This is a genomic window from Aquimarina mycalae, assembly GCF_029906345.1.
Classification (GTDB): domain Bacteria; phylum Bacteroidota; class Bacteroidia; order Flavobacteriales; family Flavobacteriaceae; genus Aquimarina.
In genome coordinates this window covers 1-15,990 of sequence record NZ_JARYGY010000001.1, presented here as the reverse complement: position 1 = coordinate 15,990, position 15,990 = coordinate 1, and the positions used below count along the sequence as shown (strand labels likewise).

Annotated in this window: 12 protein-coding genes and 1 pseudogene; 6 read left to right on the top strand and 7 right to left on the bottom strand. The window is 32.0% G+C overall.

What is annotated here, in order from left to right:
* Positions 1-18: 18 nt before the first annotated feature.
* On the bottom strand, positions 19-1,194 hold the full coding sequence (locus QBK95_RS00065) for a Pycsar system effector family protein (RefSeq protein WP_280929239.1): 1,176 nt from the start codon (positions 1,192-1,194) through the stop codon (positions 19-21).
* A 53-nt stretch (positions 1,195-1,247) separates the two neighbouring features.
* Here QBK95_RS00065 and QBK95_RS00060 point away from each other — a divergent pair, with 53 nt between their 5' ends.
* On the top strand, positions 1,248-4,952 hold the full coding sequence (locus QBK95_RS00060; RefSeq protein WP_280929237.1) for a metallophosphoesterase: 3,705 nt from the start codon (positions 1,248-1,250) through the stop codon (positions 4,950-4,952).
* Between the two features lie 70 nt (positions 4,953-5,022).
* Here QBK95_RS00060 and QBK95_RS00055 read toward each other — a convergent pair whose 3' ends face one another.
* Together QBK95_RS00055 and QBK95_RS00050 are read right to left on the bottom strand one after the other, a co-directional pair.
* Positions 5,023-5,493 carry a beta-helix domain-containing protein gene (locus tag QBK95_RS00055; protein WP_280929235.1) on the bottom strand — a complete coding sequence of 157 codons (471 nt, stop codon included), beginning with the start codon at positions 5,491-5,493 and terminating at the stop codon, positions 5,023-5,025.
* Positions 5,494-5,930: 437 nt separating this feature from the next.
* On the bottom strand, positions 5,931-6,230 hold the full coding sequence (locus tag QBK95_RS00050; RefSeq protein WP_280929233.1) for a hypothetical protein: 300 nt from the start codon (positions 6,228-6,230) through the stop codon (positions 5,931-5,933).
* Positions 6,231-6,548: 318 nt separating this feature from the next.
* Here QBK95_RS00050 and QBK95_RS00045 point away from each other — a divergent pair, with 318 nt between their 5' ends.
* Complete coding sequence (locus QBK95_RS00045; RefSeq protein WP_280929231.1) at positions 6,549-7,106, top strand: GNAT family N-acetyltransferase; 558 nt, start codon at positions 6,549-6,551, stop codon at positions 7,104-7,106.
* Between the two features lie 10 nt (positions 7,107-7,116).
* Here the strand turns inward: QBK95_RS00045 and QBK95_RS00040 are convergent, their stop codons facing one another.
* The 3 genes from QBK95_RS00040 to QBK95_RS00030 all read right to left on the bottom strand — a co-directional run bounded on the left by QBK95_RS00040 (position 7,117) and on the right by QBK95_RS00030 (position 9,082).
* Entirely contained in the window at positions 7,117-7,977 is an 861-nt protein-coding gene (locus QBK95_RS00040) for an SdiA-regulated domain-containing protein (protein ID WP_280929229.1), read from the bottom strand.
* A 4-nt stretch (positions 7,978-7,981) separates the two neighbouring features.
* Positions 7,982-8,434, bottom strand: coding sequence for a Dps family protein (locus QBK95_RS00035; RefSeq protein WP_280929227.1), 453 nt, complete (start codon positions 8,432-8,434; stop codon positions 7,982-7,984).
* 93 nt (positions 8,435-8,527) lie between these two features.
* Positions 8,528-9,082, bottom strand: coding sequence for an NUDIX hydrolase (locus QBK95_RS00030; RefSeq protein ID WP_280929225.1), 555 nt, complete (start codon positions 9,080-9,082; stop codon positions 8,528-8,530).
* A 162-nt stretch (positions 9,083-9,244) separates the two neighbouring features.
* Here QBK95_RS00030 and QBK95_RS00025 point away from each other — a divergent pair, with 162 nt between their 5' ends.
* The 3 genes from QBK95_RS00025 to acs all read left to right on the top strand — a co-directional run bounded on the left by QBK95_RS00025 (position 9,245) and on the right by acs (position 13,303).
* Positions 9,245-9,511, top strand: coding sequence for a DUF4212 domain-containing protein (locus tag QBK95_RS00025; protein WP_280929223.1), 267 nt, complete (start codon positions 9,245-9,247; stop codon positions 9,509-9,511).
* Positions 9,512-9,535: 24 nt separating this feature from the next.
* Entirely contained in the window at positions 9,536-11,326 is a 1,791-nt protein-coding gene (locus tag QBK95_RS00020; RefSeq protein WP_280929221.1) for a sodium:solute symporter family protein, read from the top strand.
* Positions 11,327-11,395: 69 nt separating this feature from the next.
* Complete coding sequence (gene acs, locus QBK95_RS00015; protein ID WP_280929219.1) at positions 11,396-13,303, top strand: acetate--CoA ligase; 1,908 nt, start codon at positions 11,396-11,398, stop codon at positions 13,301-13,303.
* A 118-nt stretch (positions 13,304-13,421) separates the two neighbouring features.
* Here acs and QBK95_RS00010 read toward each other — a convergent pair.
* Positions 13,422-14,507 (bottom strand): annotated as a pseudogene (locus QBK95_RS00010) (M42 family metallopeptidase); the annotation flags it as partial.
* A gap of 105 nt (positions 14,508-14,612) precedes the next feature.
* Here QBK95_RS00010 and QBK95_RS00005 point away from each other — a divergent pair.
* Complete coding sequence (locus QBK95_RS00005; RefSeq protein WP_280929215.1) at positions 14,613-15,317, top strand: DUF4294 domain-containing protein; 705 nt, start codon at positions 14,613-14,615, stop codon at positions 15,315-15,317.
* Positions 15,318-15,990: the final 673 nt, after the last annotated feature.

Below are 15,990 nucleotides of genomic sequence, written 5' to 3'. Positions count from 1 at the left end.
AAGATTATAATTGTTGATTTACTGTAAGGTGTTAAATGCTATTACAAAAGAAATAGAAGAGGTAATAAAGCCTATCATAAATACAGTATAGGTAATACGCAATATTTTGTATTTTCTATGAAGTACTTTGCCTAAAAAATATAAATCTTTGATCATGGTGTCATAGATATAATCCTTATCATCCATAAGCTCATGCATTGCCCATTTGTATTCGTCAAGAGGCATTTTATGGAAATTACCAAAAAACAATAAGTTTACTTTTTTCTCTTCAATTTCTTTACGCGTAAACTCACCACCAGTTACATTAGGTCTGGTAGCTAAAACCGATAATAACATCGATGCAATACTAAAAATAATGAATATTAATGTCGGGATAATTAGGTATTGATTAGAAGGGTTGTCCAGTTTAGGAATTAAATTAGATAATGCTAACGAAATAATAATCGCATTTACCGATAATAGAATATTTGCTTTGGTGTCAGCGATATCACTTAATTTTAAGTGATTTCTTAATGTAACTCTGAATAAAGTTTGAATCCCTTTTTCTGGGCTTTCTTCTTTTACTAACTTTTTAAGCTTTTCTTTTTTCTTTTTTTTCTTTAGCTCTGCTTGTTCATTTAATATTTCCAAAAGATGCTTCTCCTTTTTAGGTTGCCATTTTTTTAAGGCATATTCTGTATAAAATTTATGTTTGTTTTGTAAGAAATCAATATTGATTTTTAACCATTCAGAACTATTGTAATCTTTTACATTGTTTAGTTTAAATTCTTGTCTTAAGAATTCGCTAGTTTCTTTAAAATATCCTTTAGCTAAATGTGAAGCATCTGCATCTCTAATAATTTTTTCTAATTGATTTATCGGCTCGTGTTCCATTTTAGTTGCCATAATTAATGTAGAAACTTTCGAAACAGTTTCGTCAGAGACGTTTTGGCTTTTCAGGAAGGCTTCAGAAATACGTACGCTGTGTTCTTCATGATCATCAAAACTTTCTGAGTACCCAGTATCATGAAGCAAGGCGGTCAATAATAATACTTGTGCATCTTCTTCAGAAATAGTAGTATTGTCAATAATTTCTTTTGTACTTTTAAATACTCTTTTGGTATGAGTATAATTATGATAGATACAGGTTTCTGGAAGTTTTTTTGTAAACAAATCAGAAACGAAATTATCAGTTTTTTCGACTAGGGTATCCATATTGTAATTTTTCAGTAACCAAAATAATTAAAAAAAAGTGAATGTACTCCTTTATGAATAAAAATATCCTTGCTTTCTCAGTAATATGCATTTTGTTATTTAACTCATGTGCAACCTACACTCCTCAATATTTAGACGAAAATTTCTCTGATACATTACCAGATAAAGAGATAGAAAAAAGCTTCTACCTTATAGGTGATGCAGGTAATGCTAACATGAATGAAAGTACTGTTGGATTAGATGTATTGAAACAAGTATTAGCAAAAGAGGACACAAAAGGAGATTATCTGCTATATCTGGGAGATAATATTTATCAAAAAGGAATGCCGAGCAAAGAATCCTCAGAAAGAGCGTTGTCAGAACATAGGATTGATGCTCAAATCAATGCAACAACTGATTTTGATGGAGAAGTGATATTTATTCCTGGTAACCATGATTGGTATAACGATGGAGTAAAAGGATTAAAGAGAGAGGAAAAGTATGTGACAAAGAAATTAAAAAATAAAAAATCTTTTTTACCATCAAAAGGCTGCCCTATTGAAAGTATAGAAGTAAGTGATAAAATACAGTTAATTATTTTGGATACGCAATGGTATTTGGCAGACTGGAACAAAAACCCAACGATTAATGATAATTGTGAAATCAAAACCAGAGATAAATTCTTAAGTGAGATAGAAGGAGAACTTAAAAAACATAATGGAAAAACTGTACTTGTAACCATGCATCACCCTATGTTTACGAATGGGCCACATGGAGGAAAGTATAATTTTAAGAATCATATTTTTCCATCTAAAAAGAAAATTCCACTGCCAATTTTAGGTTCACTTGTGACTCAAATTCGTTCGCAAGGAGGTGTAACTCCTCAAGATAGATATAATGAAAGTTATAACAAATTAATGCGAAGGTTGTCTACAATTTCACGAGATAGTGAGCGCGTAATTTTTGCTTCTGGACATGAACATTCTTTACAGTATATAGATAGTGATGGGTTAAAACAAATTGTTTCGGGATCTGGTGCAAAAGTTTCTCCAGCCTCTTTAGGTAAAGATGGATTGTTATCATATCCTAAACAAGGTTTTGCGATATTAGATGTATATACTGATGGTTCATCTAATGTACGTTTTTATGGAGACGAAAAAGGAACTGCAACATTGGTATATCAAAAAGGGGTTCATACAAAACCGGAAGAATACCCAATAGGTGATTTAAGTAATTCTTTTGATAACGAAATCTCTGCCGCTATTTATAGTAAAGAAGAAACCACAAAATCTGGTTTTTTTAAATCTTTATGGGGAGATCATTATAGAGATGTATATAGTACAGATATCAAAATTCCGATCGCTACTTTGGATACGTTGATGGGAGGTTTTACGATTGATAGAAGAGGAGGAGGCCAGGTAACCAGATCTCTGCGATTAATCGATAAAAACGGAAAACGCTATAGCCTTAGAGCTATGAGAAAAAGTGTCACACAGTTTTTGCAAAAAGGAGCATTTAAAGATACCTATTTAGAAAATGGTTTTGATGATACTTTTACCGAAGAATTACTCTCTGATTTTTATACCTCTAGTTATCCATATGCGTTTTTAGTCGTAGGCGGATTGGCTGATGCTATTAATGTATACCACGCCAATTCTAAAGTATATTATATCCCTAAACATGCGGCACTAGGTGCATATAACAAAGATTTTGGAGGCGAGATGTATTTTCTGGAGGAACGTCCAGGTAAAGAACATAAAGATGTGGCATCTTTTGGGAGCGCAGATGATATCGAAGGGACAGATGATCTGCTTAAAAACCTTAGAAAGGATGAAGAATATCAGATGGATGAACCACATTATATTCGAACCAGATTATTTGATATGATCTTAGGAGATTGGGATAGACATTCTGATCAATGGAGATGGTCCCGTTTTGATACCGATCAAGGAAAAGTATATCGACCAATACCTAAGGATCGTGATCAGGTTTTTTCTAATTATGATGGAGGACTTTTAGATGTAATAAAATTCATCGTCCCTATAACAAGAAAGTTTCAGGTATATGATGAAGAGTTGAAAAATATAAGATGGATTAATGAGGCTGGTATACGTTTGGATAGAACGTTTGCTCAAAATTCTGATAGAAAAGTATGGCTGGAACAAGCAAAATACATTAAAGAAAACCTTAGTGATCAAGCCATAGATGAAGCTTTTAGAAATTTGCCTATAGAATTACAGGATGAAACGGTCGAAAGAATTAAAAAATATCTAAGAAAGAGAAGGGACGATGTTGAAGATATCGCAGGAAGGTATTACAAATATCTTTCTAAGCAAGTAATTATAAGAGGAACTGATAAAGATGATCTGTTTGAAATTATAAGAAAAGATAATCAAACCACTGTGAAGATTTCTAGAATAAAAGATGGATCTCCTCAAAAGCCATTTTATGAAAGAACTATTTCTTCAAAAGAAACTAAAGAGATATGGATATATGGATTGGATGATGATGATCAATTTGTTGTTACTGGGAAAGGAAGTAATCCTATATGCACAAGAATTGTGGGAGGACAAAATAATGATGTATATACAATAGAAAACGGTAGACAGGTTAGAGTGTACGATCATAAATCAAAACCTAATACCGTAAAGAAGAAAAGTGGAGCGAAGTTTATCTTTAGTAATAACTACAATCATAATACTTATGATTATAATAAGTATATCGATAAAACAAATACCTTAACTCCGCTAATAGGATTTAATCCTGATGATGGAGTCAATATAAATATTACTGATGTTTATACTGTTAGAGGATTTAATAATAGCCCTTATCAAAGCAAACATACCATAAAAGCTGCCTATTATTTTGCTACTGAAGGTTATGATGTATCCTATAAAGGAGAATTTGTAAATGCCGTTGGAGATTGGAAATTACAGATCGGCGGTATATATACAAGTGAGAATTTTGCACAAAACTTTTTCGGTTTTGGAAACAATACGATAAATCTTGATGACAATCTTGGTTTAGATTATAATAGAGTTAAGACAGGAATTTGGGGATTGAACTTGGGGATTGCTAAAAAAGGATTTTATGGAAGTGAATTTTCTATTACTGGATCATATGAAGGAGTAGAAGTTCAGGATTCTGCTGGAAGGTTTATAACTTCAGGTCTTGGTTTAGTAACTGCCGATCCTGATTTTTTTGAAAGAAAGTTTTTTGCAGGAGTAGATGTGAACTATGAGTATAAGAGTTTTGATAATAGTGTAAATCCAACTAGAGGAATGTTATTTAGATTGCAAGGTGGATCTAAAATGAATCTGGATGATTCTGATAGAGTTTTTGGTTATATAAATCCAAAGCTTGGGTTTTATAATGCAATTACTAAAAACCGTAAACTAGTATTAAAAACGGATGTACAAGGAGAATTTATTATTGGAGATAGTTTTGAGTTTTATCAGGCGGCAACATTAGGAGGAATTAATAGTTTAAGAGGATTTAGAGAAGAACGTTTTACAGGAGATAAAGCATTAGCCTTTAGCACAGACCTTAGGTATAGTTTTAATAAATTTAAAACTGGGTTATTACCATTACAATTAGGAGTTTATGGAGGATACGATATAGGGAGAGTATGGTTTGAAGGAGAAGATGCGGATAACTGGCACGACTCGATTGGAGGAGGTCTATGGATTAATGCGGTGGATGCAATTGCGGGTCAATTTAATTTGTTTAGTAGTGAAGATGGTTTGCGATTTACTTTTGGCCTTGGATTAAGCTTTTAAAAGTAAAAAACTCCTTAAAAAAGATGTAATTCGATTTTAAGGAGCTGTTAGATAAGTTATTGTTGTTTTTTTAGAAGTCTGGATCTACGCTACTTACTACAGTGTTAGTTACTGGTTCAGGGCTCATTAATAATGTAGGGTTCTCGATAGTTTTATAATAAAAAGAATTAGCGTCTAAATTATGTTTATCTTCTGCAGAAGATGATTTCATAACAATTATTGGTTGATCTTTAGTAATTAGTTTGGTAGCTGGCTTTATTGGGTTATCATAAGAACCTGAAGCGATAACCTTAGAACCACCATTAATAATAATAGTTACCGTAGTTTTGTTTATACTTTTTAATGTTACACCTTCTTCTATATTAAGAATAGCACCATTCGATAACTGGATATCATTAGTTACAATATAGGTAGTGTTTTTTGTTAAAGTCAGATCAGCATGTATTGTACTAGGTAATTCCTGGTCTGTATGGGTCTGGGCATTTAAAAAATTTGATAGTAGTAGTACAAGTAATAATTGGGGTATGTATTTTTTTATCATATTACAATAATTTTGGGGTTAAAAATATGTAGGTCATTTCCTTCTAAATTAGTAAAAAAATATGATAAATAAGTATTTAATCGATATTTATTGTTTTTAATTTGTTTATATCTTGTTGATAGCTTTTTGTTTACGGCTTAGACACCTAGTGTTTATTGGTATTTTCTATCAATTAACTAAAAAGTGATTATTTGATATTGTTAATAACTTAATGTTTTGTAAATCAATATATTATTTTTTTTACTGATCTAAGTGAAAATGAAATATGCAATTGAGTTAATGTATGGGAGTTTTTAGGAGACAAACTTTTCTTTATGTCATGAAGATATCTGTTTTAGAAACATTTATAATGAGAAAAGCCCTTGATATAAGATGCAATTATCAAGAGCTTTCCAAATTCAAAAACATAAATCTATGTTTCCAAAATGTATTATATGTTAGAAGAAATCTAAAGTAGTTCTAGGAACCGTTGATGTAGATACTTCCATGATAGCTTTCCTTTTTGTAGTTACCTGTTGTACTTTTGAGACATTCGAGTTTTCAGGTAAAGAAACATTTGCTATTTTATTATAATGTGTAGTTTTCGAGATCTGCTGATTAGAATCTTTATTTTTTGCGGGAACTACAATTTTGGTAATCTGTTTTACAGTGTTTTCTTTAGAAATGTTTTCTTGTGAAAAAAGTAAACTGGACGATAATAGTGTTATTAACATAAGACAAGCTGGGGCGGCTTTCATATATAATGTAAGTATTTGGGGTTAATAGAAAAGGATTTATACTAATTGTCAGGATAAATTCTTTGTCTAAATTAATAATAATAAAGGATGTAAAAGGTTATTAATCAGTTGAAAACGTTTATTAGAAGCTGTTAAATTGTTAAAAAGTAAGTTTTATACTACTGTTTTTTATTGGTTACGACTTGTTGCTGCTGTTTTTATCGATAAAAGGTTAAAGTTATGGTTTAAGTGTGTTATTGTTGATAATTTTTAAGAAATTTTTTAAAGAAACTCTGAGATTAAGGAAGTATACTTGTATTATTAATTAATAATCAAATAATGTTTGAATTGAAAGCCTTAGAATTACATAGTGATCGATTATTACTTAGAGGTGTAGAATTGTCAGATCTTTCTGAAGTTCATCAACTACTTTCAATTCCTGAAGTAGACAAATATAATGCGCTAGGTATTCCAACGAATAAAGAAGTTACTAGTGTATATCTAAATGAATGGATAGACAATCGTAAAATGAGAAAGGAATTGGTGTTTGCTTTAAATTTATTAGAAGATGACGTTTTTATTGGTTTGATATCATTGAGAATTGGAAACGCCAAATATAGTATAGGTTCTATGTGGTATAAATTGCACCCAAATTTTTGGGGAAAAGGATATGCTACTGAATCAGTAAAGAGAATTTTGAAATTTGGTTTTGAAGAAATTGGATTGCATAGAATTGAAGCTGGGTGTGCAATTGGTAATATTGGCTCAATTAGAGTATTAGAAAAGTCTGGCATGATTAAAGAAGGTCATAAACGTAAGGTATTGCCTCTTAAATCAGGATGGTCTGATAATTATGAATTTGCAATGCTTGATGAAGATTGGAAAACATTATACTAATTAAATAATTTTATTTTGGTAAAATAAATTGGTAGAGTTTTCCATTGGTACTTTTTCTTTTTTCGTCTACAATTAAAAGAGTAGAGTCATTTTTAAAACAGATCCCTTCTTTTTGTGAATAGTGATTAAGTTTGATTTTTTTAATTGTACTATTAAATAAATTATCATTTTTAAAATCAGAAAGAACAAATATTTTATTGTAGGTAAGTAGGGCAATTTTATCTCCCTTATTGCTAATCGCAGCACCGCTTATAAAACAATCATTAGGGTCATCACAGGTTTTGTAACTACTTACTAATATTGCGTTTTGTTTTCCAGATTGTTTTTTAACTTTATACAGTTTAGTCTTTCCATCAAATTTAGAGCTTCTGTTTTTAGAGAATAAATAGAAGCTTCCATTTTTATATATGAAAGCTTCAATGTCGAAATTTCTGTTTTTCTTTCCTGGAGGAAATTTCTTTTGATCTTCTAGCGTAAATTCAGTTTTAGATGTTTTTAAACTATCCGATCCAATACCCGTAACTTCATAAATAGCAAGGTTTTTTCTGTCATTGTAATTGTTCCCAAAATCACCAATGTAAATAGTGCCTTTTTTGTCATAAGCAAGATCTTCCCAATCATTATTTTCACTATTGGGAACTTTTAGTTCTTCTAGAATATTACCTTTTAGATCTAACCGAAATAAAGTATTGCTATTACCAGAATCATTGATGGCGTAAAGATTTTTATCACTTGTAGATATTGCAATGCCAGATATTTCTTTTAAAGAAGAAGAAAGATGATTGACAGTTAATAGATCTGTATCGTCGTTTTTTTGACAACAAACAGTTAAGGATACAGTTAATAAAAGAAAGAAAATTTTTAGTTTCAAATTTTTAGTTTTTATGATTCCAAGCGTTTAACATCCAGCTTGTTTTTTCTAGTTCACCAATATACGTTCCAGTAATGTCCAGAGTTCCATCATCTCCAGCTTTTTCAGCCTCTTTTGTTACTACCTTTAGTTGTTTCAAAATCGCAGTATGATCTTCGAGTACAGCAGTAATCATTTCATGATCCACTAATTTGGTGTCGGCCTCTTTTATAGAAGAGGTTGTTAGGTAAGAACTATAATTACTAATGGGCTTTGCTCTCAGTGTTAAAATCCTTTCAGCAATTTCATCAATTTTTAGCTTAGCATCTTCATAAAGTTCTTCGAATTTTTCGTGAAGTTCGAAAAAGTTTCGTCCAGTAATATTCCAATGAAAATTTCTTAGTTTTTGATAATGCATATGGTAGTCTGATAATAATACATTTAGAGCTTGTACGGTTTCTTTATTTGAATATGTCATAGTTTTTATTTATTGATTTTTAATTTTCAATACAAAAATACTATAATACAACATTTATAATTCAAGTTACAATAGTTAATTACAATGTGGCTATTATATGAATCGATTTGTGATTTCTTTAAGAATCAATTCATAATAGGCCATATCATGTGGGACATACTTTTTCCTGATTTCAGGATCTTTAAGATCATTCATTAAGAATTTAGGAGATATTAGTTTAATATTACTAACTTCTTCCTCCTGTAATCTTAGTGTTTCTATAGGTACAGATAATTTGGATACATATATATAATGAAATTCGTTATCGAATAAATTTGACCTTGGTTGTTTTTCTGCAAGATATACCCCAACAAATTCTAAATCCTTTTTTTCAATCGATAACCCTATTTCTTCTTTTACTTCTCGTAAAGCTGAATTTTCTCTGGATTCTCCAGCACTAACATGTCCAGCAACTGATACATCCCATAAACTAGGAAACGTATCCTTATGATCAGCGCGTTTCTGTAATAGAATCTTTTTACTTGATGTATAAAACCATATATGCACGCTAGCGTGAAACAAACCCAATCGATGAGCCTCTGATTTTAGTCGCACTTCTTCTGTTAATTTTCCATTTTTATCTAATATGTCAATAAATTCATCAGCCATAACAATGTTCGTAGATATTTCTAAAATTAATTATTAAAATTTAGAATTATGCAATACTTGATAATTAATCATTAAGGATTAATTTATTTTATTCTTAAAGTAATATATTTATCAAAGTGTAGGAGGAATAATGTACTTCTACTAATTTTATTTTGATTCAAGATGACATCAGAAAAAAAACAAAATGCGAAAGCATATTGGAAAAAGAATCTTAAATATCTTTCAGTTTTACTGATCATATGGTTTGCAGTATCATATGGAGCGGGTATTCTTTTTAAAGATATGTTAAACGAAATTCGATTAGGAGGTTTTAAACTAGGGTTTTGGTTTGCTCAGCAAGGTTCGATTTATGTATTTGTGATTTTAATCTTTGTTTACGTTCGGTTAATGAATAAACTGGATAAAGAATATGGTTATGATAAAGATTAAATGAATCTTAAAAACGAACAAACAATGAATGTACAGATTTGGACCTATATTTTAGTTGGAATTACTTTTGCATTATATATAGGAATAGCCATTTGGTCTAGAGCAAGTTCTACTAAAGAATTTTATGTAGCTGGCGGTGGAGTATCTCCATTGGCAAACGGCATGGCAACAGCAGCAGATTGGATGAGTGCGGCTTCTTTTATTTCTATGGCAGGTATCATTGCGTTTGATGGATATGATGGAGCTGTTTATCTAATGGGATGGACTGGAGGTTATGTACTGTTGGCATTATTGTTAGCTCCTTATCTTCGTAAGTTTGGAAAATTTACTGTACCCGATTTTATAGGAGATCGATATTACTCCAAAACTGCAAGATCAGTAGCTGTTTTTTGTGCGCTTTTAGTATCATTTACCTATGTTGCTGGACAAATGCGAGGAGTGGGAATTGTGTTTTCTCGATTTCTTGAAGTAGATATCAATACAGGTGTATTAATAGGTATGATCATCGTTCTTTTTTATGCTGTTTTAGGAGGAATGAAAGGAATTACCTACACTCAGGTAGCTCAATACTGTGTGTTGATTTTTGCGTTTATGGTTCCAGCAATATTTATTTCGATCCAGATGACAGGTAATCCAATCCCGCAACTTGGTTTTGGCGATACCATTGCTGATGGTTCTGGAACATACCTTTTGGATAAACTAGATGGATTAAGCGCAGAATTAGGATTTGCTGAGTATACAAATGGTTCTAAATCTATGCTGGATGTGTTTACAATTACTTTAGCATTAATGGTTGGTACTGCTGGACTTCCTCATGTGATTGTACGTTTCTTTACCGTAAAAAGAGTAAAAGATGCTCGTAAATCCGCAGGTTATGCATTGTTACTTATAGCGATACTGTATACTACCGCTCCAGCAGTGGCGGTTTTTGCAAAAACAAACCTTATCGAATCTGTTCAGAATAAAGAGTATAAAGATTTACCATTATGGTTCAAAAACTGGGAAGATACAGCGCTACTGGGATGGATTGATAAAAATCAAGATGGGAAAATACAATATACTAATGGTCATGCGGTAGAAGGGAATAAAAACAAACCCATTTTTGACGAAGATCGGAGAGGAGAGTATGGAGAGCGTATCATCACAAATGTAAATGCTGCAACAAAAAACGAATTATTTGTAGATCGCGATATTATGGTACTTGCAAATCCAGAGATAGCAAACTTGCCTAATTGGGTAATTGCATTGGTTGCAGCAGGAGGTTTAGCGGCAGCATTATCTACAGCAGCAGGATTGTTGCTGGTAATTTCATCTTCTGTATCTCATGATTTGATAAAAAAAATGATGAAACCCGATATTTCGGAAAAAGGAGAATTAGTAGCTGCAAGAATTTCTGCAGTAGCTGCAGTATGTGTTGCAGGTTATTTTGGGATTAACCCTCCAGGATTTGTAGCAGCTGTAGTGGCTTTAGCCTTTGGACTCGCAGCCGCATCTTTCTTTCCTGCTATTGTTTTAGGGATTTTTTATAAACGAATGAATAAAGAAGGTGCTATTGCAGGGATGGTTGTGGGTATTATATGCATGTTGTTGTATATGATTAAATATAAATTAGGTTGGTTTGATGAAACCTTGCCAACTTCTGATGAATGGTGGTTTGGGATTTCTCCAGAAGGTTTTGGAGCTATCGCTATGAGTATTAATTTTATAGTGTCATTGATAGTATGTCAATTCACAACTAAGCCGCCAAAAGAAGTACAAGAAATTGTAGAAAATATTAGAATTCCAACCAATGCAGGACAGTCCGTAAATCACTAATAATGACTGTGAAATTATAAAGTTATACTATATCTAAAATATAAAAACACGTAAATCACTTAATTAATAATGAGTAATTATCACATAAAGCATCTTGAAGAATATTTTCAAGTATATCGAAAGTCAGTAAGAAACCCTGAGCTTTTTTGGAGTGAGATAGCAGAAGAACATTTTTTATGGAGAAAAAAATGGGATAAAGTATTGGAATGGGATTTTGCTAAACCAGAAGTGACTTGGTTTGAAGGAGCAAAACTAAATATTACAGAAAATTGTATTGATAGACATTTATATGTTCGTGGAGATAAAACAGCTATTTTATTTGAACCTAATAATCCAGAAGAACCAGCAGAGCATATAACATATAATCAGTTGCATGAACGAGTATGTGAATTTGCAAACGTTCTGAAAAGTAAGGGGATTAAAAAAGGGGATAGAGTCTGTATTTATCTTCCTATGATCCCTGAACTGGCAATTTCGGTATTAGCTTGTGCTAGAATAGGAGCTATACATTCTGTAATCTTTGCAGGTTTTTCGGCTACTGCATTAGCAACAAGGGTTAATGATTGCGAAGCTATGATGATCATTACATCAGATGGAGCTTATAGAGGAGCAAAAATGATAGATTTAAAAAGTATTGTGGATGAAGCCGTGAAACAATGTCCAAATGTCGAATCAGTATTGGTTGCAAAACGTATTGGTTCAGATATCACAATGAAGAAAGGAAGAGATGAATGGTTACAGCCATTGTTGGATAACGCAGATTCCAATTGTATTCCAGAAATTATGGACGCAGAAGATCCATTATTCATATTGTATACATCTGGTTCTACAGGTAAACCAAAAGGAATGATGCATACGACAGCTGGGTATATGGTATATACAGCGTATAGTTTTAAAAATGTATTTCAATATAAAGAAGACGATATTTATTGGTGTACAGCAGATATAGGCTGGATCACAGGACATTCATATATTGTATATGGTCCGTTAGCCAATGGAGCGACTACGGTGATGTTCGAAGGAGTTCCATCGTATCCAGATTTCGGACGTTTTTGGGATATAGTGCAAAAACATAAGATCACACAATTTTACACAGCTCCTACAGCGATTAGAGCATTGGCAAAAGAAAATTTAGACTATGTAAATAAATATGACTTATCTAGTCTAAAAGTATTAGGAACAGTCGGAGAGCCTATTAACGAAGAGGCTTGGCATTGGTATAATGACCATGTTGGAGAAAAGAAATGCCCTATAGTGGATACGTGGTGGCAAACAGAAACAGGAGGGATTTTGATTTCACCGATCCCTTTTGCAACACCAACTAAACCAACCTATGCTACTTTGCCAATGCCTGGAGTACAACCAGCTTTAATGGATGATGAGGGTAATGAAATTAAAGGTAATCAAGTAGAAGGAAAGCTATGTATTAAATTCCCCTGGCCATCTATGGCTAGAACAATTTGGGGAAATCATAAAAGATACAGAGACACCTATTTTTCAGCTTTCGGAAACAAATATTTTACTGGCGATGGAGCGTTGAGGGATGAAGTTGGATATTATAGAATAACTGGTAGAGTAGATGATGTAATCATTGTCTCAGGTCATAATTTAGGAACAGCACCAATTGAAGATGCAATCAATGAGCATCCTGCAGTGGCAGAATCAGCAATTGTAGGTTTTCCACATGATATTAAAGGAAATGCGTTGTATGGTTTTGTTATTCTAAAAGAAGTAGGAGAATCCAGAGATCGGGATAATTTGAGTAAGGAAGTGAATCAACAAATCACAGAGCGAGTCGGCCCCATTGCCAAATTAGATAAAATACAGTTTGTTCCAGGATTACCTAAAACCAGAAGTGGAAAAATTATGAGACGTATTTTAAGAAAAATTGCCTCTAAAGACACATCTAATCTAGGAGATACTAGTACACTGTTAAACCCAGAAGTGGTTCAAGAAATAATAGACAATGCTCTATAAGGATAAAACATTAAAATTAAAAGCCTCGCAATTGCGAGGCTTTTAATTTTAATGTTTATTTTTTTGATTTTGTTTTAGCCTTTGTCTTAGGTTTAGGCTTTGGTGCTGGTTTAGGTTTTTCGAAATAACTAAAAGTTTCACCAGATTTAATAGCAAGTAAACTTTCGTATATTAAACTAATAACATTTTCTACATCCTCTCTATGTACCATCTCCACTGTAGTATGCATATAACGCAGTGGTAAAGAAATCAATGCAGAAGCTACACCACCATTACTATAAGCAAATGCATCTGTATCTGTTCCTGTCATTCTGCTTGATGCCATGCGTTGAAAAGGTATCTTCTTTTTTTCTGCAGTATCAATCAATAGCTCTCTAAGTCTATTTTGTACAGCAGGAGCATAAGAAATTACAGGTCCATCACCAATTTTTGTTTCGCCCTGAGTTTTCTTTTCTATCATAGGAGTAGTAGTATCATGACATACATCTGTAACAATAGCAACATCAGGTTGAATTGTATGCGTAATCATTTCAGCTCCTCTAAGACCTATTTCTTCCTGAACAGAATTAGTGATATATAAACCAAAATCAAGTTTATCCTTATTTTCTTTTAATAAACGAGCCACTTCAGCAATCATAAAACCACCCATTCTGTTATCAAGAGCACGACAAACGAATTTATCCTTATTAAGGATAAAAAACTCATCTGGATAGGTGATCACACAACCTACATGAACTCCAAGTTTTAAAACTTCTTCTTTGGTATTGCATCCTACATCAATACAAATATTTTCTAAAGTTGGAGCTTGTTCCTTAGATCCTTTACGAGTATGAATCGCTGGCCATCCAAATACTCCTTGTACAATTCCTTTTTTAGTATGGATATTCACTCGTTTCGAAGTAGCTATTTGGTGATCACTACCTCCATTTCTAATAACATATATAAGTCCATTATCTGTAATATAGTTTACATACCAGGAAATTTCATCAGCATGTCCTTCAATAACAACTTTGTATTTAGCTTTCGGGTTAATTACACCAACTGCCGTTCCATAAGTATCTGTAATAAATTCGTCAACATATGGCTTAAGGTAATCCATCCATATTTTTTGCCCTTCCCATTCATATCCAGTAGGAGCAGCATTGTTTAAATAGTTCTCTAAAAAAGTCAAAGACTTCTTGTTTAGTATACTTTTTTTAGCCATTTATCTATTTTGTTTTTTACGAAGTTAATAATATTCACAAAGATTTTGCAGTTTACAAAGCGTTTATTGTTAATTTTGGAATGATTTTAGAAGATCACTAATTGGATGCGAAAACTTTTATTGTACATATTATTAATGTCACTACCTTTTATTGGATATTCCCAGAAGGAAGTTGATACTGTAAAAATAGACACAACTGGCTATGTACAGTATTATATTATAGAAGGAGATACAATTCCGCATGAGGCAATTGATCTTGATGAAGTAGTTATATTAGGGAAACTAAAATTTAAAGATAGACTAGCAAGAAGAAAATATCTTATTTTAAGACGTAAAACAAGAAAAGTATATCCTTATGCAAAATTAGCCTCCGATAGATTAACAGAACTTAATAAGAGGTTAAAGAATATTAAATCCAAGAAGGCACGAAAAAAATATATTAAGATTCTTCAGAAATATATGGAAGAAGAATTTACCGCAGAGCTAAAAAAAATGACCCGTACAGAAGGACAGATTTTAGTTAAGTTGATACACCGACAAACGGGTCAAACTATGTTTGATTTGGTAAAAGAGTATAGAAGTGGGTGGAAAGCGTTTTGGTATAACAGTACAGCTAAACTTTTTAGTATCTCATTAAAAGAAGAGTATGATCCTATTAATGTAGAAGAAGATTATTGGATAGAAGATATACTGCAGAGAAGTTTTCAATCAAATATTCTTGTAGAACAGAAAACGGCACTGGACTTTAGTTTTTATGATTTAAGAAATAAGTGGACAGATACAATTAAGACTACTTCAATAAAGAATTAATTTTCTTGGGGTATTACACTTCGTAAACTCGGTGTCGGGCTATCCGCTATATCTTTTGTTTTATTGTTATTTTTATGAAAAACAAAAGGATGTCACTACTATCCCTAATACAAGAACTGATTTTAGAATAGAAATAAGAATACATTTTGGCAGATCATCCGTATTTGTTAAAAAAAATTACCCTTTATTTTGATTAATTTTATTATCTTCGCTTTCCAACTTTTTAAAAATCAGATCATTTGAGTTTTGGTTTTGAGATTTTTAAAAAATTAATAAAAAAAGGTATTGTTAGATTAAAAAAGGGTTGTATGTTTGCACCCGCAAAACGGGATTTTGTTTTGCGATTGTTCATTGATAAGGGGTTGTTTTTTTGGTTTTGTATAGAGGTTAATTCGGATATTTTTTATTTGGGTTTGGTTCAAAAAAAACTTCAAAAATAATTCAAAAAAGTTTTGTTGAATTGAAAAGTGGTTGTATATTTGCACCCGCTTTGAGAGACAAGCTAAGTTCATAGGAAAAAAGATTATACTGGAGTAGGGTGATTAGGTTTATTTTTAGGGTTCGATTCCTTAGTAATTAACGATTAACGACTGACGATGAAGATTGTTTGGTTTAGTTAAAAAAGTTCATTGATATATTGATTGACAGCGCGTATAATAATTGCATTTATGTA

Bases quoted from the DNA above. Each gene is read 5' to 3' on its own strand.
- QBK95_RS00065 (WP_280929239.1), bottom strand. From the start codon at position 1,194: ATGGATACCCTAGTCGAAAAAACTGATAATTTCGTTTCTGATTTGTTT.
- QBK95_RS00060 (WP_280929237.1), top strand. From the start codon at position 1,248: ATGAATAAAAATATCCTTGCTTTCTCAGTAATATGCATTTTGTTATTT.
- QBK95_RS00055 (WP_280929235.1), bottom strand. From the start codon at position 5,493: ATGATAAAAAAATACATACCCCAATTATTACTTGTACTACTACTATCA.
- QBK95_RS00050 (WP_280929233.1), bottom strand. From the start codon at position 6,230: ATGAAAGCCGCCCCAGCTTGTCTTATGTTAATAACACTATTATCGTCC.
- QBK95_RS00045 (WP_280929231.1), top strand. From the start codon at position 6,549: ATGTTTGAATTGAAAGCCTTAGAATTACATAGTGATCGATTATTACTT.
- QBK95_RS00035 (WP_280929227.1), bottom strand. From the start codon at position 8,434: ATGACATATTCAAATAAAGAAACCGTACAAGCTCTAAATGTATTATTA.
- QBK95_RS00030 (WP_280929225.1), bottom strand. From the start codon at position 9,082: ATGGCTGATGAATTTATTGACATATTAGATAAAAATGGAAAATTAACA.
- QBK95_RS00025 (WP_280929223.1), top strand. From the start codon at position 9,245: ATGACATCAGAAAAAAAACAAAATGCGAAAGCATATTGGAAAAAGAAT.
- QBK95_RS00020 (WP_280929221.1), top strand. From the start codon at position 9,536: ATGAATGTACAGATTTGGACCTATATTTTAGTTGGAATTACTTTTGCA.
- acs (WP_280929219.1), top strand. From the start codon at position 11,396: ATGAGTAATTATCACATAAAGCATCTTGAAGAATATTTTCAAGTATAT.
- QBK95_RS00005 (WP_280929215.1), top strand. From the start codon at position 14,613: ATGCGAAAACTTTTATTGTACATATTATTAATGTCACTACCTTTTATT.